The 19895-nt window shown below is 56.6% G+C and carries 19 protein-coding genes and 1 pseudogene; 12 read left to right on the top strand and 8 right to left on the bottom strand.

The features are described 5' to 3' along the window. Positions 1-2: 2 nt before the first annotated feature. The 6 genes from GS636_RS12580 to GS636_RS12555 form a co-directional block, all read right to left on the bottom strand. A complete protein-coding gene (locus tag GS636_RS12580) occupies positions 3-1682 on the bottom strand; it encodes an ABC transporter ATP-binding protein (protein ID WP_171669693.1) in 1680 nt (559 codons plus the stop codon). Positions 1683-1687: 5 nt separating this feature from the next. Further along, entirely contained in the window at positions 1688-2770 is a 1083-nt protein-coding gene (locus tag GS636_RS12575; RefSeq protein ID WP_171669692.1) for an ABC transporter permease, read from the bottom strand. 73 nt (positions 2771-2843) lie between these two features. Next, positions 2844-4208: a CmpA/NrtA family ABC transporter substrate-binding protein gene (locus tag GS636_RS12570; protein ID WP_171091877.1), complete on the bottom strand. Its 1365-nt coding sequence runs from the start codon at positions 4206-4208 to the stop codon at positions 2844-2846. 270 nt (positions 4209-4478) lie between these two features. Next, complete coding sequence (locus GS636_RS12565) at positions 4479-5648, bottom strand: ABC transporter substrate-binding protein (RefSeq protein ID WP_171669691.1); 1170 nt, start codon at positions 5646-5648, stop codon at positions 4479-4481. Continuing rightward, a complete protein-coding gene (locus GS636_RS12560; protein WP_171182502.1) occupies positions 5645-6229 on the bottom strand; it encodes an ANTAR domain-containing response regulator in 585 nt (194 codons plus the stop codon). The genes GS636_RS12565 and GS636_RS12560 overlap by 4 nt, the downstream gene beginning before the upstream one ends. 608 nt (positions 6230-6837) lie before the next feature. Then, the gene (locus tag GS636_RS12555) at positions 6838-7209 is read right to left on the bottom strand and encodes a helix-turn-helix domain-containing protein (RefSeq protein WP_253746361.1); all 372 of its coding nucleotides are present in this window, start codon (positions 7207-7209) and stop codon (positions 6838-6840) included. A 124-nt stretch (positions 7210-7333) separates the two neighbouring features. Here GS636_RS12555 and GS636_RS12550 point away from each other — a divergent pair, with 124 nt between their 5' ends. The 5 genes from GS636_RS12550 (at position 7334) to GS636_RS12530 (ending at position 11650) form a co-directional block, all read left to right on the top strand. Next, on the top strand, positions 7334-7942 hold the full coding sequence (locus GS636_RS12550; protein WP_171669690.1) for an NAD(P)H-dependent oxidoreductase: 609 nt from the start codon (positions 7334-7336) through the stop codon (positions 7940-7942). After that, entirely contained in the window at positions 7929-8648 is a 720-nt protein-coding gene (locus tag GS636_RS12545) for a glutathione S-transferase family protein (protein ID WP_171669689.1), read from the top strand. Before GS636_RS12550 ends, GS636_RS12545 begins: the two co-directional genes overlap by 14 nt. A 3-nt stretch (positions 8649-8651) precedes the next feature. Beyond that, a complete protein-coding gene (locus GS636_RS12540) occupies positions 8652-9305 on the top strand; it encodes a DsbA family oxidoreductase (protein ID WP_171669688.1) in 654 nt (217 codons plus the stop codon). 199 nt (positions 9306-9504) lie between these two features. Beyond that, complete coding sequence (locus tag GS636_RS12535) at positions 9505-10695, top strand: low temperature requirement protein A (RefSeq protein WP_171669687.1); 1191 nt, start codon at positions 9505-9507, stop codon at positions 10693-10695. Then, complete coding sequence (locus GS636_RS12530; RefSeq protein ID WP_171669686.1) at positions 10688-11650, top strand: ion transporter; 963 nt, start codon at positions 10688-10690, stop codon at positions 11648-11650. The genes GS636_RS12535 and GS636_RS12530 overlap by 8 nt, the downstream gene beginning before the upstream one ends. Before the next feature lie 105 nt (positions 11651-11755). On the opposite strand, the gene GS636_RS12525 is transcribed toward GS636_RS12530, so the two are convergent. Beyond that, complete coding sequence (locus GS636_RS12525; RefSeq protein ID WP_171669685.1) at positions 11756-12031, bottom strand: hypothetical protein; 276 nt, start codon at positions 12029-12031, stop codon at positions 11756-11758. A gap of 130 nt (positions 12032-12161) precedes the next feature. On the opposite strand from GS636_RS12525, the pseudogene GS636_RS12520 reads away from it, so the two are divergent. Next, positions 12162-12869, top strand: a pseudogene (locus GS636_RS12520) (IS6 family transposase). A gap of 193 nt (positions 12870-13062) precedes the next feature. Here GS636_RS12520 and GS636_RS12515 read toward each other — a convergent pair. Beyond that, positions 13063-13992, bottom strand: a complete 930-nt coding sequence (locus GS636_RS12515; protein WP_171669684.1) for a LysR family transcriptional regulator — start codon at positions 13990-13992, stop codon at positions 13063-13065. Between the two features lie 105 nt (positions 13993-14097). On the opposite strand from GS636_RS12515, the gene GS636_RS12510 reads away from it, so the two are divergent. From GS636_RS12510 to GS636_RS12485, 6 genes are read left to right on the top strand one after another with little or no spacing between them, the layout of a single operon-like run. After that, complete coding sequence (locus GS636_RS12510; RefSeq protein WP_171669683.1) at positions 14098-15159, top strand: maleylacetate reductase; 1062 nt, start codon at positions 14098-14100, stop codon at positions 15157-15159. A gap of 25 nt (positions 15160-15184) precedes the next feature. Next, positions 15185-16459, top strand: a complete 1275-nt coding sequence (locus GS636_RS12505) for an ABC transporter substrate-binding protein (protein WP_171669682.1) — start codon at positions 15185-15187, stop codon at positions 16457-16459. A 49-nt stretch (positions 16460-16508) separates the two neighbouring features. Beyond that, positions 16509-17228 carry an ABC transporter ATP-binding protein gene (locus GS636_RS12500; protein WP_171182522.1) on the top strand — a complete coding sequence of 240 codons (720 nt, stop codon included), beginning with the start codon at positions 16509-16511 and terminating at the stop codon, positions 17226-17228. Then, positions 17228-17938: an ABC transporter ATP-binding protein gene (locus tag GS636_RS12495; protein ID WP_171669681.1), complete on the top strand. Its 711-nt coding sequence runs from the start codon at positions 17228-17230 to the stop codon at positions 17936-17938. Before GS636_RS12500 ends, GS636_RS12495 begins: the two co-directional genes overlap by 1 nt. Continuing rightward, positions 17935-18798, top strand: coding sequence for a branched-chain amino acid ABC transporter permease (locus tag GS636_RS12490; RefSeq protein ID WP_171669680.1), 864 nt, complete (start codon positions 17935-17937; stop codon positions 18796-18798). Before GS636_RS12495 ends, GS636_RS12490 begins: the two co-directional genes overlap by 4 nt. Further along, the gene (locus GS636_RS12485; RefSeq protein WP_253762767.1) at positions 18798-19895 is read left to right on the top strand and encodes a branched-chain amino acid ABC transporter permease; all 1098 of its coding nucleotides are present in this window, start codon (positions 18798-18800) and stop codon (positions 19893-19895) included. The genes GS636_RS12490 and GS636_RS12485 overlap by 1 nt, the downstream gene beginning before the upstream one ends.

Below are 19895 nucleotides of genomic sequence, written 5' to 3'. Positions count from 1 at the left end.
TTTCACTCCGCTGCAATCGCCTTGGGGGCGGGTGTTTTGGGTTTGGCGCCATGTTCGTATTCTTCCAGAAAATCGAGGACTTCCTGCCTGTAGGCGTAGTAATCTGGGTGCTCTAACAGGGCTTTGCGTGTGCGTGGGCGTGGCAGGTCGACCTTGGTGATCTTGCCGATGGTCGCTTGCGGGCCGTTGGTCATCATCACCACGCGGTCGGCCAGCAGGATCGCTTCGTCCACATCATGGGTCACACAGATCGCGGTGACCTTGGTGCGGGACCAGACCTCCATCAGCACTTCCTGCAATTCCCAGCGTGTGAGGCTGTCGAGCATTCCAAAAGGTTCATCCAGCAACAGGAGTTTGGGAGACAGGGCAAAAGCGCGGGCAATACCGACGCGTTGCTTCATGCCGTTCGACAGATCACTTGCGGATTTGTCCATGGCATCGGCCAGACCAACGCGTTCCAGATAGTATTCGACCACATCCTGCCGCTCGGCCATGCTGGCTTTTGGGTAGACCTTATCCACACCGATCGCGACATTCTCTTTGGCGCTGAGCCAGGGGAACAGGTTAGGCGATTGGAACACCACGGCGCGTTCTGGATCAGCCCCTTCGACGTGACGACCGTCCAGTTTGATCGCGCCTTTCGAGATGCCGTTCAACCCGGCCGCCATGGTCAAAACGGTGGACTTGCCGCAGCCCGAATGGCCGATCAACGAGATGAACTCGCCCTTGTCGATTTTCAGGTCAAAGTCCTCGACCACGGTCAGAGGGCCCTTGGGCGTAGGGTAGACCTTGTGCAATTGTGAAAAGTCGAGGAACCGGTCCTGGATCATCCCCTTCTGCGCCTCTGCTACCGCCGTGGGCACGCCATGAATTGGCGTCACGTCGGGCAGGATGCGCGAGCCTTCAACTTTGGCCTCGATCCCCACATCCATCAGGTATTTGGTGACGTCGGCACGCAGGCGCTTGAACGTCTCATCGTTGTTCATGGCGCCACGGTCACGCGGGCGCGGGATCGACACGCGGAACTCTTGCCCCAGCGTACCATCTGGGTTCAGGGCAATGATCCGGTCGGCCAGAATGATCGCTTCGTCCACATCGTTGGTGATCAGAACGCAGGTCTTCTTGTCAGCTTCCCAGATGTGTTCGATCTCATCCGCCAGATTGGCGCGGGTGAGCGCGTCGAGCGCCGACAAAGGTTCATCCAGCAGCAGCACTTCGGGGTTCATCGACAAGGCGCGCGCCACGTTGACCCGCTGGCGCATCCCGCCGGACAGTTCTGCCGGGCGGCGCGTAGCAGCATGGCTAAGGCCCACCATCTGCACATAATGCGCTACCTTCTCGGCCTTTTCGGTCTTACTAAGTCCGGGGAAGACCGTGTCAACCGCCAGCCCCACGTTGCCGCTGACCGTTAGCCACGGCATCAGCGAGTAGTTCTGAAAGATCACGCCCCGTTCCGGGCCTGGCCCTTTGACCGGAGCGCCTTTGAACGTGACCTCCCCGCTGGTCGGGCTATCAAGCCCCGCCATCAGGTTGATCAGGGTGGTCTTGCCGGTGCCCGAGAAGCCGAGGATCACAAGAAACTCGCCCTCTTGCACGTCCAGATCGATGCCTTTCAGCACATCCGTGCGCGCAGTGCCCTCACCAAACGATTTCGAGGCGTTTTTGAAGCTTAGGATGCTCATCTCGATCACCGGTTATTCGTGAAGGTAAACAGGGATTGCAGCGCGTACATCACCCGATCCAGCAGGAAACCGATGATGCCGATGGTGAAGACCGCAACCATAATCTTGGCGAGCGAGCTGGACGAGCCGTTCTGGAATTCATCCCAGACGAATTTGCCCAGTCCGGGGTTCTGAGCCAGCATCTCGGCTGCGATCAAAACCATCCAGCCGACACCCAGGCTAAGGCGCAAACCGGTGAAGATCAGCGGCAGCGCCGAGGGCAGCACCAGTTTGGTGATCTTGGTATAGGTGTTCATTTTCAGAACTTTGGAGACGTTCACCAGGTCCTTGTCGATGGAGGCCACACCCAGCGACGTATTGATCAGAGTCGGCCAAAGCGAACAAAGCGTCACGGTGATGGCCGAGATCAGGAAGGATTTCGCGAACCAGCCGTCATTGGTGACGTAAACCGCCGAGACGATCATGGTCACAATCGGCAGCCATGCCAGCGGCGAGACCGGCTTGAAGATCTGGATCAGTGGGTTCAGAGCCGCATTCGCAGTTGGGGACAGACCAGCGGCGATCCCCAAAGGCACGGCTACTACGGTCGCGATCAGGAACCCGAAGAACACGGTTTTGATCGAGGTCCATATCTGCTGATAGTAGGACGGCGCACCGGTATAGGCGACTTGCTTGACCTCATCCGCCCGGCCCGCATCGATCAGCTTCTGGTTTCGTTTCTCTACCATAGCCTCGAACTTGGCGCGTTTGGCAGCCTTCGCTTGTGCGTCCTCGTTGAGGTTGATCATTTCTTCCCAGACCTGAGCCGGTCCGGGGACTGCACCCAAAGAGGTCTGCACTTTCGGTGCCAGTGTCGCCCACAGAAGCAGGAAGGCACAGATCGACAACAAAGGCACGATCAGCAAACGCCAGATCTCGGTCACCTGGGCGCGAGGATTGTCTCCGGCGGCAGCCTTCAGAACAGGGGTGGCCCAGCTGAGGCCAAGCACCTGAAACCACTTGTCTGCGGCGTTGATGCGGGTGAACAGGCGGGCGCGGCGCGCCTCTCGGGCGGCGTCTGCGTTGAATTCTGGATCGACCGTTGTCATCTGATCTTGTCCTTGCGATGGCGGGGCAATATTTGGGCCACGCCCGGCAGATGCCGGGCGCGGATTTTCGGGATTAGCCTTGCACGTCCGAGCCGACGATCTTCTGATCGCCCTTCAGACCGATGGACAGGCTTTCGAGATAGGCGTTGGGGGTACGACCGTCATAGGCGATGCCGTCGATGATATCCTCGGCTGGGGTCGGCGCTTTGTAACCATCGCTCTCCCAAGGAAAGTCGGCCTCATTCGCAAGGCCTTCGTCGACAAGCAGGCGTGCGGCTTCCAGATAGATTTCGGGCTTGTAGACAGACTTTGCGACTTCGTCATACCAGCTGTCTGGTTTCGCTTCGGCGATCTGACCCCAACGGCGCATCTGAGTCAGGTACCAAACAGCGTCCGAGTAAAACGGGTAGGTCGCGTTGTAGCGGAAGAACACGTTGAAATCGGGAACCTCGCGCTTGTCGCCTTTCTCATACTCAAACGTTCCGGTCATCGAGTTGGCGATGACCTCATAGTCTGCGCCCACATATTCCGGGCGGCTGAGCATTTCGACCGCTTCGGGGCGGTTGGCGTTTTCGTTCTCGTCCAGCCACATCGCGGCCCGGATCAGGGCCTTGGTCACGGCCAGAGTGGTATTGGGGTACTGTTCAGCGAACTCGGCATTGAGGCCAAAGACCTTTTCGGGGTTGTTCTTCCACAGCTCATAGTCAGTGATCACCGGTACGCCGATACCCTTGAACACAGCCTGCTGGTTCCACGGCTCACCCACGCAGTAGCCATAGATCGTACCGGCTTCCAACGTGGCAGGCATCTGCGGCGGAGGCGTCACCGACAGGAATACATCCGCGCCGATCTGACCGGTCACATTTTCGGGGCTATAGAATCCTGGATGCAGTCCACCTGCCGCCAGCCAATAACGCAGTTCGTAGTTGTGTGTCGAAACCGGGAAGACCATGCCCATGTTAAAGGGTTTTCCCTCGGATTTGTACTTCTCGACTACCGGAGCCAGAGCCTCGGCGCTGATCGGGTGCTGCGGGCGACCATCCTCCATCTTGGGGATGTTCGGCTTCATCTCTTCCCAAACTTCGTTGGATACGGTGATGCCGTTGCCGTTCAGGTCCATCGAAAATGGCGTGATGATATGGGCTTCGGTCCCGTACCCGATAGTTGCGGCCAAAGGCTGCCCTGCCAGCATATGCGCGCCATCCAACTGCCCGTCGATCACACCGTCCAGCAGGACTTTCCAGTTAGCCTGTGCCTCAAGCGTCACGAACAGACCCTCGTCCAGAAAATATCCGTTCTCATAGGCGACGGCCAGCGGTGCCATGTCGGTCAGCTTGATAAAGCCAAAGGTCAGCTCGTCTTTTTCCAGTTCCAGTTCGGCCAGTGCCGGAGAAACAAGCGCCGTTGTCGCAGCGAGGCCTAGTAAAAGCTTTTTCATTTCGATCCCTTTCGGTTCAGCCCAACCCGCTGGGCAAACAAAAAAGCCGCCGACACACACCGCCGGGAGGAGTTGGCGGTTGGTCGAGCGGCTTTGCTCTTGTGAGGTGCCCAAACAGTTGGGCGAATTCCGACGGTGGGCTTCGTTGCCTACCGATGACCCGATTAAGACATCCTTGATCTAGGCGGTCATCCAGTTTTTGGCGTCAAAACGCGATTTTTCTGCATTGCAGCGTGAATTGATGCTGCAATGCAAAAAAAATAGGCGCTCTTACCCTGTTGGCTCGAAAATACGACGGTCGAAGAAGACATTCGGCGGCAGAATCAGGCTTCCGTTTGTCGACGCTACAGCAGTCGACACTGGAAGCGCCCCCTCCAGCTTTTCCGACGCTCCGGGGGTTTCGGCACCTAACCCGAACAGTTCGCGCCGGTAGAGATCGCTGCGAAACACTCGGGCTGCCTGACGTTCGGCCGTGCTAACATCGATCCCGTTCCGTAGTGCCAGCTGATGCGCGATCCACTTGGCCTGACTGCGCCAAGGGAAGGTGGCAGCACCGTCGTAGAACTCGACAAACCCTTTTACATGGCGTTGCTCGCCACGTGCCGAGATAGTGAACTCGCCCATCAGCGCTCGATCAATCAGCTCGGGTGAAACGTTAAGGTAGGTTTTGCGTGACAGCATCTCGGATGCGGTTGTTCGGCTGTCCACATTAGACAACCAACGACTCGCTCGCCAAGTAGCCCGCATGAGTGCGCCCAGCAAATGTGGTTCGGTTTCTGCCCAGTCATTTCTGACCGCCAACACTTTTTCAGGTGCGCAGGTCCAGATCGCCTTACCGGGCAAAAGCAAGGCTCCAACATTGTCATCCACAGCGAATGAGCCCCAAGGCTCGCCCACGCAGAAGGCGTCAATCTCGCCACCCGCAAGCGCCTGCGCCATGAGAGGGGGCGGAACGGTGCGGATTTCGACCTGCTTCGAGGCGAGTCCGGTTCCCGCAACCCAATAGCGCAGCAACTCAACATGCATTGAAAACGGAAAGGGCACGCCAAACACCAATACGTCTCCAGCGGCCTTTGCCAACGCGGCCCCAGCCCCAGCGGCATCGGAGAAATCGAAACCGTAGCCTTCTTCGGTCAGCCGTCCAGCAAGTTGAGTTCCAACGCCTATGACGTTGCCATTCAGGGATAGAACTGACACGGCAGACAATGGTGTTGCAATGCCACCAAGACCCAATGCCATGGCAACGGGGACGGGAGACAACAAATGCGCCGCGTCCACATGCCCAAATGCCAGCATGTCGCGCAAAGAGGACCATGATGGGGCCGGACGCAGGTCTAGCGAGATACCTTCGGCATGGTCAAAACCCATCTCGCGCGCAACGATCAGCGGAGCCGCGTCGACCAGAGGCATGTAGGCGACGGGTAGGGCAACGGTTCTCATGACAACAACCCCGAAGCAGTGACCAGGGCTTCCGCCACATCCGCGACCCGGCGGTTCTGGTTCATCGCGGTTTTGCGCAGCAGGGCATAAGCTTCGTCCTCTGACACGCCCTTTGCTTTCATCAACAGCCCTTTGGCGCGGTCGATCACTTTTCTCTCTTCCAGCGCACGGCGGGTTTCGGCCAGTTCGGTCCGCATCTGGCGTAGTACCTGAAAGCGGGCGATGGCCGTATCGATCACAGGTTTGATGCGTTCAGCCTGCAACCCGTCGACCACATATGCTGACACCCCAGCCTCAACAGCGGCTTTCGCCAACCCACCCGCTGCGCCCGAGACGAACATAGCAACGGGACGTTCCAATGGACCCGACGCGACGGTCAGCTCTTCCAGCATATCGCGCGAGGGATTGTCGATATCAATCAGAACAATGTCTGGGCCATGCGTAGCGATTTTGCGTGCCAGCCCGGAGACATTGCCGATCACAAAAACCTCCACGTCCCCAGACTCTTTTAAGGCGTCTACAATTGCAAAGGCACGTTCTTGATTCTGCTCTACTACAACGACAGTCAGGTGTTGTTTCATAGAAACTCAAGTGAGCCCAAGCCTCATTGATCGCAATTGCAACGTCATCAAACGCAGTCATCGGACTGCCGGTCCGCCCAATTTCTCAGCTTATATTTTGCGTGTAGCGCAATATCTGCACAGTTTTTTTGCATGCCATCAAAGAAAGCTGCCGTAGTGGCTTTCCTAGCGAATTGAGGCTTCGTTGCGTTTTGCGACAATTGCGAAATACAATATGGGCGGATGGCAGACATTCGCTGCGCTTAGTGCCAATGGCCGAAACGCGGGGCAAAGCGGAAATCGCAATGCATATCGACTGGTCTTTGCTGCCGCTTACTTGGCAAAGCCGCTGCCGCGTTGCGGCCACCAAAGCAGCCGTTCGCTGCGGATGCCAGAACCTAGTTCAATAAAACTTGTTGCCTGCGGGACAGCTGTTACGTCACCTGTCGGTTCAAATGGCACTGAGCGGAGGGCAGAAATTTGTTCACACTGCTTTCTTCGGGAAAGCAAACCCTTGGACTACCGTTGCAAGTAACCTTGTCACTTCATCGACAGATTGGTGAAAACCTCGTTCGGTACGCAGTCAGAAAAACTCAAGCTTTAAGATCATTGAAAATTGACTAAAGTCATCACTGTAAGCGGTTAGGCAACTCCTCGCTCCACTTTCGCAATTCGTCGAGAAACCCAAGTGCCGTGCGTCCAAGGTCAGTGATAGAATACTGCACGGAAACCGGCGCGGTATCCATCACGTGTCGGCTCACCAGCCCCTGATCCTCTAGCTGGCGCAACCGCTCAGCGATCATCTTCTTGCTTGCTCCACCGATCATACGCGACAGATCGTTGAAACGTACGGGACCATCTTTGAGGTGCCACAAGATCGATCCGGTCCATTTTCCACCAATGATCCGCATCCCTCTTTCGATTGCGCATGGCTCCAGACAGGTCTCTGAGACCTGTCGACGGCCCTTGGCGTCCTCTTCAATCCGCGCTCGCATCGTCATCCTTTCGCTCAGATAGCTAGGTTACTAAAAGTATACTAGTTGATTTCTCACACCTGCACTCTCAAATGCTCTCTGAACCCGGCGAAAGTCAAGGGTTCAGAGAATGCACATATAGGATACGGACATGAGTAAAATCCTCATCGTGAACGGCACCCAGCCCTACGAATTCGCCCCCGGACAGTTGAACGCCAGCCTCGTCGAACGCGCACGCAAAACGTTGTCCGCAATGGGCCACGAAGTACGCATGACCACCGTTGCTGATGGCTATGACGCAAATTCAGAGGTCGAGGCGCATGTTTGGGCAGATACGGTCATCATGCAGTTCCCGGTAAACTGGATGGGCGTCCCATGGATCTTCAAAAAATATATGGATGAGGTCTACACAGCCGGAATGGATGGCCGCCTATGCGCTGGCGACGGTCGCACCGCCGACGCACCAAAGGCCAATTACGGCATGGGTGGATCACTGCACGGCAAGACATACATGCTGTCGGTGACATTTAATGCGCCGAAAGAAGCATTCGACAACCCCGCCGAGCCGTTCTTTGCCGGAGCAAGCGTTGACGATCTGCTGCGCCCGATGCATCTGAACGCCAAGTTCTTCGGTCTGCAGGCCCTACCGACATTCGCTGCCTTCGATGTTATGAAGAACCCGGAAATCGAGGCCGATTTCGCTCGATTTGACGCGCATCTGAAAACCACTTTTGTCGAGGTTGAACATGTCCCAGCCTGATATTCACCTGTATACCGCAGGCACGATGAACGGCTACAAGCCGGTCATTTTTCTGGAAGAGGCAGGTATCCCCTACGACCTGACCCATATCAACTTTTCCAAACAGGAACAGAAGGCGCCGGATTACCTGGCGCTGAACCCAAACGGAAAGATCCCAACGATTGAGGACCGTTCGGAAGGCCGTGCCATCTTCGAATCCGGTGCGATCCTGTGGCATCTGGCCGAGAAATATGGAAAATTCCTGCCGTCGGACCCGGTCAAGCGGTCCGAGGTTGTGCAGTGGATGCTGTTTCAGGTCGGCCATGTGGGGCCGATGATGGGACAGGCGATGTATTTCCAGCATATCGCTGCGCCAAATGGCCATGAAGAGCCGTTCTCGATCCGTCGCTACGTGGACGAAAGCCGCCGGTTGATGGAGGTGATGAACACACGGCTGGACGGGCGTGAATGGATTGCAGCGGACGAATACACCATCGCTGACATGATGCTGTACCCGTGGGCGCGTGCCTATGTCTGGGCCCGGGTGGATGTGTCGGATCTTCCACATCTGAACGCCTGGTTTGACCGTATTGATGCCCGACCCGCTGTGCAGCGAGCGCTGACCATCCCCAAGGCTAACCCACAGTTCTGGGACGTTGACGCAGATGCCAGCGCCTTTGCCAAGGAAAACGCGGCGCGTTTTTCCGGCGACGTGAAAGGAACCTAAGCCATGCCAGATGCGCCCTCTTTCCGTGTCGATGTCGTGTCAGACGTTGTTTGTCCGTGGTGTGTGATTGGCTACTACCAGCTGGCCAAAGCCGCACGCGACACCGGCGTCGAACTTGATCTCCACTGGCACCCGTTCGAACTGAACCCTGAGATGGCAGAAGGCGGCGAGAACCTGCGCGACCATCTGGCATCGAAATACGGGACCACGTTGGAAGGGTCGATCCAGGCGCGAGCCCGCCTGACCGAGATAGGTGCAGCACTGGGGTTCACGTTCAATTACGCCGATGACATGCGAATGTATAACACCTTCCGGGCGCATCAATTGATTGACTGGGCCGCCGAGCAAGGCAAAGGCCACGAAATGAAGCAGGCTCTTTTTTCGGCGTTCTTTACACACCGCGAGGACATCTCGGACATAAAGGTTCTGGCCGATGCAGCCGCTTGCATCGGGCTGAACCACGCGGACGCGCAGGCAATGTTGCAAAGCCGTGATCGGACCGACCGTATACGCCAGAAAGAGCAATTCTGGATCAGCCGAGGTGTTCAGGGTGTGCCCGCAATGGTATTCGACCACCATCACCTTGTGACCGGCGCACAGGGCGAGGAAAACTACGCCCGCATCCTGCTGCATTTACGAGACAACAGGGCCGCTTAACGCCCGTGACTTCCGGACCCTTCCGGCGCAACAACTCCACGATCGAACGGGTGTTGCCCGGCGTGCCATCGCTGAATAACCATTGTTGGGGTTGCATGACGTTAGTCTCCGCGACAACCTTCATCTTATAGCAATAATTCAACCGGGGTGGCCGCATGCCGGCCACTACAGCCGCTCAACCTGTAAGAGTTCCTAATTTATGGCACTGCATGATCACCCCATCTGGCGGAAGCCGCAACATCACCAAGACCTCGACCACGCGCACGACCATGTCCACTGGGCCGAGCTGTTCTACGACCTGATCCACGTCGTGACGATCTTTCTGCTGGGCAACTACTTGTCGCATCACCTCGATCTGCATGGGTTTCTTGTGTTCGCTGGGGTCTTCATCACGCTCTGGTACGCATGGGGCGAACTCAGCATGTTCAACTCAATCTACGTCAGCACCGATTTCTGGCACCGGCTGATTATGGCCGTGATGATCTGTACCGTGATGTTTATGGCAGCAGCGATCCCGGCTATTGACGGAAAGGGTTGGGTTTTCTTCGCGTTTGGATTTGCAGCGAACAGGGCCATGATCGCGGCGCTGTACTATCGCGCCCGGCGGGCCAATTCTTCAGGCGAGTCGATGTCGACCGCCCAGATCCGCAATTTTTCGGTCTTTGCGGTGATCTTTGCCATCGGGGCTTTTTTGCCCACTCCGCTTGCCTATTGGGTATTCGCGGCAGCTATGGTGGCCACGCAAGCAATGTACATGATCCCAGGTGTCACCGTCCTGCGTTTTGAGCGGTTTGTACCTCGCCTTGGCCACATGGCCGAACGGTTTGCTCTGCTGACACTGATCGTTTTGGGCGAAGGGTTCTTCAAACTGGTCGTCACCTTGTCCGAGAAAGGCATCTACAAAGTCTCACCTGATGTGCTGGTCAACTTCGTCATCGGTGGCGTTTCGATGTTCGTGATGTGTTGGGTCTATTTCGACTTTGTCGGCAACGCCAAACCAAAGGACAAAAAGGTGTCGACGTTGGTCATCTGGTGGCTTGCGCACCTGATTTTGATGCTTTGCGGCGTCATGGTCGGCGTGGCTCTGGCTGCCGAGGTCAAAGTCGGATTTTGGGAGCCATATCCAACCGAATATGCCGCCATAGGCTGTTTCGGTCTTGCCGGTTACATCGCCATGCTTTGGGTGCTTCAAAACGTCATAGAACATCGTTTGGCGTCGGATTTCGGGCGATGGGATGTGCGTGTATTCGGGATAGTGCTGGCAATCATCTGTTTCTTTGTCGTCCCACATGTCCCCTCTTTGGTAGGCAATCTGATCTGGGGGACAGCTTTGCTATCGCAAATCGCGATCCCCCTGACGCGCGCCTGGACGCAGTTTCGACATGAGTGAGGCAGTTACAAGTTCAGGCTATCTAAGAAGAAAAGTCTATTGGTGGCTCGAGCGCCCGGACCGGGCGGCCACCGGGCCCTGGTTGCTTGAAATAGCTCTAATTGCCCTAATCACGCTGAACGTGGCCGCCGTTATCCTGGAAACGGTTGACTCCATATATTTCCGTTGGGGCTTGGCGCTGAACCTCTTTGAGGGTCTTTCTTTGTTTGTTTTCGTGGTCGAATACGCGGCAAGGCTGTGGGTCGCCACTGAAAACCCAAATTACAAAACGCGCGCTGCATGGGCCGTCTCCCCGATCGCCATCATCGATTTACTGGCGATTTTACCTGCGCTGCTCTACTTGATCTTCCCGGTTGATCTGCGTCTACTGCGAACCCTCCGTATGTTGCGGCTACTCAAACTCACTCGGTACTCGCCTGCACTCGGCATGCTGCTTGCTGTGTTTGAGGAAGAGGCTGGCGCATTCTTTGCGGGTTTCTTCATCCTGATGGTGATGCTGATCTTTGCGGCCAGCGGTGCTTGGCTGGCAGAGCACGAGGCGCAACCGGAGGCATTCGGCTCGATCCCAGCGGCGATGTGGTGGGCGATGGCAACGCTGACGACCGTTGGTTACGGCGACGTGACGCCCGTGACAGTTGCCGGTAAGATCTTCGGCGCTGCGATCACGGTGATTGGAATCGGTATGGCTGCGTTGCCTGCAGGGATCATTGCCAGTGGCCTGAACGACCAATTGCACCGCCGACGGGCCAGCCTGGAACGTGAATTTCGAAAGGCATTGGAAGACGGCGATATCTGCGAGGCCGATGAGAAAGAAATTGACGCAGTTCGCAAGCAATTGGGGCTCTCGCGCCGCGCTGCCGATCATATCCGAAACCGCGTGCATACCGAAACGATGTCACAGGTTGATCACTGTCCTACCTGCGGTCAGCCAACGAAGCAAAGTGACAGGCCTTGAACAGTCTCTTCCGTTCTGCACCCGTCAGCGTGACGACCCGAACAAGCTGTCTACCGTGTCTGAGATTTGCTTGGAAAAACGAGCCGTCAGTTCGCCGGTATTCGTTTATCCGTACATTCCCCCAATCGCGTTCATCGAAATGGCAAAATACCGCACGGCTCCGATCAGTTGAAATACCCGGGCGCGGAGTTTGATTTTACTTAATTCCTGCCCGACCGGGGTGTGGCTGGAGATCTCATTCAAGCTGTCCAGATAGGCCTTCATAGGCCAAACTTTGGCATTTGCGTGAACGTCCAATAACGCTCGCACAGTCAGCTGCGCGTCATCAGGCAGCGACAAGTTGGACGCCAGAAATCGATCGAGATAGGTCTTTAGGTGCATTACTGGATCGGGCTCTTTCGCCGCTTCGATTTTAGCAAATTGCCTGTTCGCGAGACCGGATAGAACCTCGGAGGGTCTTGTCACAAGAACGTGGGTTGAGCCGGGCAGGGGTGTTGCGCAGCTTTTGCCAATGATCAGACCTACCTCTTTCAATTACTTTTTTACTAGTCCCAAGATCATCCGCCTTGCGGTGATGCTGTTCATCCCGTTCCCGCTCTCGCCTCGGAGTGTCGTAGATTTGTTGCACGAGCGAGGCATCGACGTGAGTCGCGAAACTGTCCGATATTGGTGGAACAGGTTTGGCCCGATGTTTGCCGCTTAGATAAGCCGGAAGCGTTTTTAGCAACTGCGCGCGTTCTCGAAATGGAAATGGCACGTGGACAAGGTTTTCGTGAAGATAAATGGCAAGCGGCATTATCTTTGGCGGACTGTTTATAACGAAGGCGAGGTACTGAAAGCCGTTGTCACCAAACGCCGAAACACAGCTTCAGTACTGAAATTCCACAAGAAATTGATGAAGCGGCACGGCAAAGCGGAAACTGTCGTCACGGATCGTTTCGCATCGTACCGGGCCGCTCTCAGATTGCTTGGCGTTACCGAAAAACAAAGGACGAACAGGTGGCTCAACAACCACGTCGGGAATTCGCACCTTCCGTTCCGACGGCGCGAACGCGCCATGCAACGTTTCAGGCGCATGCGAAGCCTGCAGAAGTTCGCCTCCTTCCACTCCTCTGTCGACAACAACTTCAACAAGGAAAGAACGCTAGCCAGCCGAGACACCTTCAAGCTGACACGCACCGCTGTTCTCACCGAGTGGCGTCAACTTTGTTCCAGATAGGTACGCGGTTTTGGCGTCAAACTGAGGCTGGTTAGAATTCGTCTTACAGCACCTTGAAACACACAGATGACCACCAAACCCAAAAGGACCCTTGAGGCTGCACGCATTGAACAACATCCGCCCCAAACTTCGTGTGGGCTTCACATAGTCACCCCATCTCTCATGTTTTATTACACAAGACCATTCAGAAAGATCATCCCGCGTTACAAATCAATCGATCAAGCATTTCAAACTTCTGCTTTATGAACTCAAGCACGCGGTTTGACGAAGCCGGCATGCTCCGGGAGCTTAGCGTCACACAACCCAAGTGTCGGTCGGGATCACCGATTTTTATCGGCAGCGCTGTCAGGGTTTTTTGTTTTTGCATCATGTAGACTACAGAAAAAGGCAAAACGGTTAGGGAATCTGAGCCCGTCAGAACGTTGACAACCGCACTTAGAGACCCACCGGTGAAACTGATTTTGAGGTCGCGCATACCGATGCCGTCCAGCGTGTTTCTCAAGTCACGAAACAGCGGGCTGTTCGCAGGTGGCGCGATCCAGGAAAACTCGGTGATATCTTCCAGCTTTACCTCTTTTTTGCGCGCCAATGGATGCCCAACGCGGCACGCAATGACGTTTCGACCAGGCAGAATTTGACGAAATTCGTACTCATCAGAAACGTCAGCCGGGCGCATTGGAAGAATGGCGAGGTCCAGAGTTTCGGCGGACAGCTGGGACAAAAGTTCAGTGGGGTACCCATAGGATTGGTCGATCCGAATATTGGGGTACTCGGCCTGAAACTCTGCAATCACGTTCGAGATGACGCCGTCCATGAAGATCGGTGTGCCAGCAACCCGAACCGCACCAGCAAGGCCTTGACGGTGCTCGTCGACCAGTCGGCTCGCATGACGACCCGCGTTCAGAATTCTTTGTCCCTCCTGAGCCAAAGCGAGACCAAGCTCAGTTGGTTGCAAGGGCCTTCGGGTGGGCAGGAACAAAGGCTCCCCCACTCGGTCTTCTAACAACGAGACGCTTCTGGACACACTGGGTTGAGATTTCCCAAGTAAAGCAGCGCCCTCGGTCAACCCTCCGGCCTCGACAATAGCCGCGAGAATCTCGAGATGTCTTGGATCAAGCTTCATACCCCAAAGTTATATTAACAGCCGATAATTCGATCAAGAGCGCTGTCTTTGCCTGCTAGCGTTCCCGCCAGACCCGCAATCCAACGCTTGTCAGGAACCCGCCCAATGGCTCTCAGCACTACCAGCATCAATGGCCAGAAAGTCCGGTTCGGCGCAGGTTTGCGCAACGACATCTGCGCGGAGCTGGCGGAGCTGGGATCGAACAAGGCGCTGATCCTTTCGACGCCTCAGCAAGTCGATATGGCAATGGAGCTTGCAACATCTGTTGGGGATCGAGCGGCAGGTGTCTTTACCCGGGCAACGATGCACACACCTGTCGACGTGACTGAAGAAGCGGTTGAACACGCGTTGTCAGTCAAAGCCGATAGCATTGTTTCTATCGGTGGAGGTTCGACGATTGGCTTAGGCAAAGCGATTGCTCTTCGAACAGGTTTGCCGCAAATCGCCATCCCGACCACATATGCCGGCAGCGAGGCTACTCCGATCCTGGGTCAGACTGAGGATGGCATCAAAACCACCCTGACAGATCAGAAGGTTCTGCCGCGGGTCATTCTGTACGATCCCGAACTTGTGGCGTCATTGCCACCCGCAATGACCGTGACCAGCGCCTTGAACGCAATGGCTCATGCAGCTGAAGCGCTTTATGCCAAGGATCGTACGGATCAGACCACGGAATTGGCTATCGATGGCCTTAAAGCGTTTGCGGAGGGCCTGCCGACCGTTGTGGCAAACCCCAACGACCTTAAAGCCAGAGAAGAAACGCAGCGTGGCGCATGGGCCTGCGGTACGGTGCTTGGTCTGGTCGGAATGGCGTTGCATCACAAGCTTTGCCATACGCTGGGCGGGTCCTTCAATCTGCCACACGCGGAAACCCATGCGATCATTTTGCCCCATGCCATCGCCTACAACGCAGTGGGTGTGCCGGACCTGCTGGCACCCGTGTCAGATATTCTCGGTGGCTCTGAGCCTGGCCAGGCGCTTTGGAGTTTTTCCCAATCCATGGGCGCACCGATGGCTCTAAAAGACTTTGGCCTGTCTGAGGCCGATCTGGACCGCGCCACAGAAATCGCACTCAAGAACCCGTATTGGAACCCGCAGCCGGTCACTGCTGATGGGCTGCGGGCGCTGCTTCAAAACGCGTGGGCGGGCAACGCCCCCAGCGTTTGAATTCACCGTGTCAAGGGAGGGACACATGATCACACGACGCAAATTGCTGCAATCCAGCGCTGCAACCGGCCTCGGGCTGGCCGCCGGCACGCTCGCCGCGCCCGCTATAGCTCAGGGCGCAAAGATCAAACTAGGCTACGTTAGCCCACAATCAGGGCCTTTGGCTGCGTTCTCTGAGGCAGACAGGTACATTTTGGAAAACTTCGCCGCGGCCGAGGCCGGTGCGAATTTTGAGGTCATCGTTAAGGACAGTCAGTCGAACCCGAACCGCGCCGCAGATGTCGCGGGCGAGCTGATCGTGGACGATGAGATCGACCTGATGTTGGTTGCCTCGACACCCGAAACCACCAACCCGGTTGCCTCAACCTGTGAGGCTGAGGAAGTGCCGTGTATTTCCACTGTTGCACCCTGGCAGCCATGGTTCATCGGCCAGCAGGGCAATCCCGGTGATCCAGCCAGTTGGGAGCCGTTCTATTACGCTTATCACTTCTTCTGGGGCCTTGAGGACGTGATCTCGGTCTTCACGGCAATGTGGAACCAGTTGGAGACCAACAAACAAGTCGGCGCTCTGTTCCCAAATGATGGTGACGGCAACGCCTGGGGCGACCCGAATGTTGGCTTTCCGCCGGTCTTGTCCGAGCTCGGATACACACTGACCGACCCCGGACGGTATCAGAACCTGACCGATGATTTCTCGGCACAGATCAATGCGTTCCGACAGGCAAATGTTGAAATTGTAACCGGCGTTCCGATCCCGCCCGACTTCACCACCTTTTGGAGTCAGGCTAAGCAACAAGGCTTCACCCCGAAAGCCGCGAGCATCGGCAAGGCCATCTTGTTCCCGCAAGCCGTCGAAGCATTGGGCGACGCAGGCAACAACCTGAGCTCTGAAGTTTGGTGGTCCCCCACCCATCCGTTCTCGTCATCGCTGACCGGCGCAAGCTCGGCTGAACTGGCACAAGGGTACATGGCCGCCACCAACCGTCAGTGGACCCAACCCATCGGTTTTGTGCACGCGCTGTTCGAAATGGCAGCTAACGTTATGGGCCGGGTTGATGATGCGGGTGATGGGGATGCAGTGGCCGAAGCCATCGCAGCTACGCAGCTGGACTCGATTGTCGGCCGTATCGCTTTTGATGGTGCGGGCCTGCCCCCCTTCGCCGCTCAGAACGTCGCAAAAACACCCTTGGTCGGGGGGCAATGGAGGCTACTCGACAATGGCAGCTATGACCTCGTGATCGTCGACAACTCCTCGGCACCCGAAATCCCGACCGCAGGTGTGATGGAAGAAATCTCCTGATCGCAACGAAACCAGTGCCCCGGATCTTTTCCGGGGCAGGAACTCCGGTATGACCATTCTTTCGCTCAAAAACGTCTCAAAAAGCTTCGGTGCGCTCACTGTCACTGACGATGTCAGTTTTGATGTCTCGCAGGGGCAGGCCCTTGGGATCATTGGTCCGAATGGCGCGGGCAAGTCCACGTTGTTCAACCTGATAACGGGCAATCTGACTTCTGACGCGGGATCGATCCATTTTGACGGGACGGATGTGACCCGCGTGCCCCCCATGCAACGCTGCCTGTCAGGTATAGGGCGCTCGTTCCAGATCCCTCAGCCGTTTGATCATCTGACAGTGTTCGAAAACCTGCTGGTGGCCGCGACGCACGGGCAGAGCAAATCCGAACACGAGGTTGAACAGGATTGCGCCCGCATTCTTGAGCAAACGGAGTTGTTGGATGTGGCCAATGACACGGCCGGTGGATTGCGGCTGTTGCAACGCAAACGGTTGGAGTTGGCCCGTGCGATGGCAACCAATCCTAAGCTGCTGCTGCTGGATGAAATCGCTGGGGGGCTGACCGACGCGGAATGCACCGCGCTGATCAACACGATCAAAGGGCTGCATAGCAGTGGCGTCACGATCATCTGGATCGAACATGTCCTGCATGCGCTCACCTCAGTCGTTGAACGGCTGCTGGTTCTGGATTTCGGCAAGGTCATCGGTCTGGGCGATCCGGACGAGATCATGAACAGCCGGGAAGTCAAAGAAATCTACTTAGGGATCGAAGTCTGATGAGCCTGCTGGAAACCCACGCGCTGACCGCCCATTACGGAGACTTCCAAGCCCTGTTCGGTGTGGACGTTCACCTGAACGAAGGTGAAACCGTCGCCATCATCGGTGCAAACGGGGCCGGGAAATCGACCCTCATGCGCTCGATCTCGGGGGTTCTGACCAACGGGTCTGATCAGGTGCGTTTTGACGGCCAATCCATCGGCGATCTGGCCGCAGATGAGATCATGGCACGCGGAGTTGCCATGGTGCCCGAGGGGCGTCGGCTGTTTCCCTCCCTAAGTGTCGAGGAAAACCTACTGATAGGCACCTATGGCCGAAAGGTATCGGGCCATTGGTCTTTACAAACAATTTACGACCTGTTCCCGATCCTGAATGAGCGCCGCAACCACCCAGGCACAGCCCTGTCCGGCGGGCAACAGCAGATGGTGGCCATTGGCCGCGCGCTGATGAGCAATCCCCGCGTTCTGCTGTGCGATGAGATCAGCCTCGGGCTCGCACCTGTTGTCATCAAGGACATCTACGACGCCGTCCCCCGCATTCAGGAGGCCGGGGCCAACCTGATCGTGGTGGAGCAGGACATCGGCCAAGCGATGAAAGTCGCAGACCGCGTCTACTGCATGATGGAGGGTCGCGTCACGCTGGAAGGCACCGCAGACACGCTCAGCCGCGAGGCCATTCACGACGCCTATTTCGGAGGAGCCGCCGCATGATCTGGATCGACACCATCATTCAGGGCGTTCTGTTAGGCGGGCTCTACGCGCTGTTTGCGGCAGGCCTGAGCCTCGTGTTCGGGATCATGCGATTGGTCAACTTGGCCCATGGCGATCTGATTGTCTTTGCCGCCTATCTGATCCTTCTGCTGGTTTCGTTGCTTGGTCTTTCTCCGTTTCTGGCCGCGATCATAGCCGCGCCGATTATGTTTGGCGTGGGCTGGGCCTTGCAGAGACATGTGCTGAACCGCGTGCTGGGGCCTGATATCCTGCCGCCCTTACTTGTGACGTTCGGTTTGTCGGTCGTCTTGCAGAACGCATTACTCGAAGGGTTCTCGGCGGATAGCCAACGTCTGCCTGCGGGTGAAATCGCAACGGCGTCCGTTCAGATGGGCGGGCTGAACTTCGGCGTTCTGCCGTTGCTGACCTTTGCCTCGGCAATCCTTGTGATCGTAGGGCTGAACCAACTTTTTTATCGTACGGAGTTGGGCCGGGCGTTTCGCGCGACCTCGGATGATGCGGTGACTGCGGGTTTGATGGGTATCCGCCCAGAACGTATTTTCGCGACCGCGACAGCCATCGCAATGCTCGTGGTGACCTTGGCAGCGCTTTATCTGGGAATGCGGGCAAATTTTGACCCCAATATCGGGCCAGCGCGCCTGATCTATGCCTTCGAGGCTGTAATCATTGGTGGCCTCGGCAGCCTTTGGGGCACGCTTGTCGGAGGCATCATTATCGGTGTCGCTCAGACTGTCGGCGCGGCGATCAATCCCGAATGGCAAATCCTGGCCGGTCATCTGGCCTTTCTCATCGTGCTTCTGATCAAGCCCAGAGGCCTGTTTCCAAGGGCGGTGGACTGATGACTGATACTGCAATGTACCGCGTCCAGACACAGACCCGCGCCTCTTATAGCGCCGGAGCTGTCTGTATCGCTCTGATCATCCTGTTCATCCTGCTGCCGACCTTCGCCAGCAGAGGCTTGATCCAAGACCTGTTCTTTATCTTCACTATGCTGGTTTTGGCGCAATTCTGGAACCTGCTCGCAGGATATGGCGGGCTGGTGTCTGTCGGGCAGCAAGCCTTCGTAGGCATGGGAGCCTATGCCATGTTTGGCGGTGTCATCCTTTGGGGGATGGACCCGGTTCCTGCGATCCTTTTGGGCGGTGTTGCAGCCCTGATTGTAGCCATACCCACAGCCTTTTTCGCCTTCCGCCTGCAAGGGGCCTATTTCGCCATCGGCACATGGGTCATCGCCGAGGTTATGCGTCTGCTGGTGGCGCAATGGAAAGTGCTCGGCGGAGGCACCGGAACCTCTCTGCCGCGCACCGCAACGCGCGAGATGTGGGCCACCGAATGGATACAGACCACGTTTGACGTTCGCGGTGCAGCAGCGCGGGACATCCTGACCTATTGGCTGGCCTTGGCGCTGGTGATCGCAACGATTGCGGGTATCTACTGGCTGCTCAGAACAAAGCGCGGGCTGGCGCTGGCTGCAGTACGCGACAATGTCGAAGCAGCGAAATCCGTCGGCGTGGATGCGGTGCGGATGAAATGGCTGGTCTACTTGGTCTCAGCCGCAGGAACCGGGCTGACCGGTGCTTTGATCTATGTGCAGAAACTGCGCATCTCTCCGGATGCAGCGTTCTCGGTCACCGACTGGACGGCCTATGTGATCTTCATCGTCGTGATCGGCGGAATTGGAACCATTGAAGGCCCGATCCTGGGCGTGCTGATCTTCTTCATCTTGCAGAGCCTGCTGGCCGACTACGGCTCGTGGTATCTCATGGTGCTTGGTCTAATCGGGATCGCCGTCATGCTCTTCGCCCCCCGCGGTCTGTGGGGGCTGATCTCAGAAAAGACTGGGCTTCAGATTTTCCCTGTGCGCCGTCGCCTTGTGCTGACGAACCCAAAGGACGGCCTCAACTCAATTCAATCTGACAAACAAAGGGAGGCGTAA

Source organism: Ruegeria sp. HKCCD4884 (assembly GCF_013110855.1).
GTDB lineage: Bacteria > Pseudomonadota > Alphaproteobacteria > Rhodobacterales > Rhodobacteraceae > Ruegeria.
The sequence above is the reverse complement of the archived record's forward strand: the minus strand, read 5'-3'. Positions and strand labels throughout refer to the sequence as shown.

Coding starts and splice junctions, on each gene's coding strand:
- GS636_RS12580 (WP_171669693.1), bottom strand. CDS start 1,682: ATGAGCATCCTAAGCTTCAAAAACGCCTCGAAATCGTTTGGTGAGGGC.
- GS636_RS12575 (WP_171669692.1), bottom strand. CDS start 2,770: ATGACAACGGTCGATCCAGAATTCAACGCAGACGCCGCCCGAGAGGCG.
- GS636_RS12570 (WP_171091877.1), bottom strand. CDS start 4,208: ATGAAAAAGCTTTTACTAGGCCTCGCTGCGACAACGGCGCTTGTTTCT.
- GS636_RS12565 (WP_171669691.1), bottom strand. CDS start 5,648: ATGAGAACCGTTGCCCTACCCGTCGCCTACATGCCTCTGGTCGACGCG.
- GS636_RS12560 (WP_171182502.1), bottom strand. CDS start 6,229: ATGAAACAACACCTGACTGTCGTTGTAGTAGAGCAGAATCAAGAACGT.
- GS636_RS12555 (WP_253746361.1), bottom strand. CDS start 7,209: ATGACGATGCGAGCGCGGATTGAAGAGGACGCCAAGGGCCGTCGACAG.
- GS636_RS12550 (WP_171669690.1), top strand. CDS start 7,334: ATGAGTAAAATCCTCATCGTGAACGGCACCCAGCCCTACGAATTCGCC.
- GS636_RS12545 (WP_171669689.1), top strand. CDS start 7,929: ATGTCCCAGCCTGATATTCACCTGTATACCGCAGGCACGATGAACGGC.
- GS636_RS12540 (WP_171669688.1), top strand. CDS start 8,652: ATGCCAGATGCGCCCTCTTTCCGTGTCGATGTCGTGTCAGACGTTGTT.
- GS636_RS12535 (WP_171669687.1), top strand. CDS start 9,505: ATGGCACTGCATGATCACCCCATCTGGCGGAAGCCGCAACATCACCAA.
- GS636_RS12530 (WP_171669686.1), top strand. CDS start 10,688: ATGAGTGAGGCAGTTACAAGTTCAGGCTATCTAAGAAGAAAAGTCTAT.
- GS636_RS12525 (WP_171669685.1), bottom strand. CDS start 12,031: ATGCACCTAAAGACCTATCTCGATCGATTTCTGGCGTCCAACTTGTCG.
- GS636_RS12515 (WP_171669684.1), bottom strand. CDS start 13,992: ATGAAGCTTGATCCAAGACATCTCGAGATTCTCGCGGCTATTGTCGAG.
- GS636_RS12510 (WP_171669683.1), top strand. CDS start 14,098: ATGGCTCTCAGCACTACCAGCATCAATGGCCAGAAAGTCCGGTTCGGC.
- GS636_RS12505 (WP_171669682.1), top strand. CDS start 15,185: ATGATCACACGACGCAAATTGCTGCAATCCAGCGCTGCAACCGGCCTC.
- GS636_RS12500 (WP_171182522.1), top strand. CDS start 16,509: ATGACCATTCTTTCGCTCAAAAACGTCTCAAAAAGCTTCGGTGCGCTC.
- GS636_RS12495 (WP_171669681.1), top strand. CDS start 17,228: ATGAGCCTGCTGGAAACCCACGCGCTGACCGCCCATTACGGAGACTTC.
- GS636_RS12490 (WP_171669680.1), top strand. CDS start 17,935: ATGATCTGGATCGACACCATCATTCAGGGCGTTCTGTTAGGCGGGCTC.
- GS636_RS12485 (WP_253762767.1), top strand. CDS start 18,798: ATGACTGATACTGCAATGTACCGCGTCCAGACACAGACCCGCGCCTCT.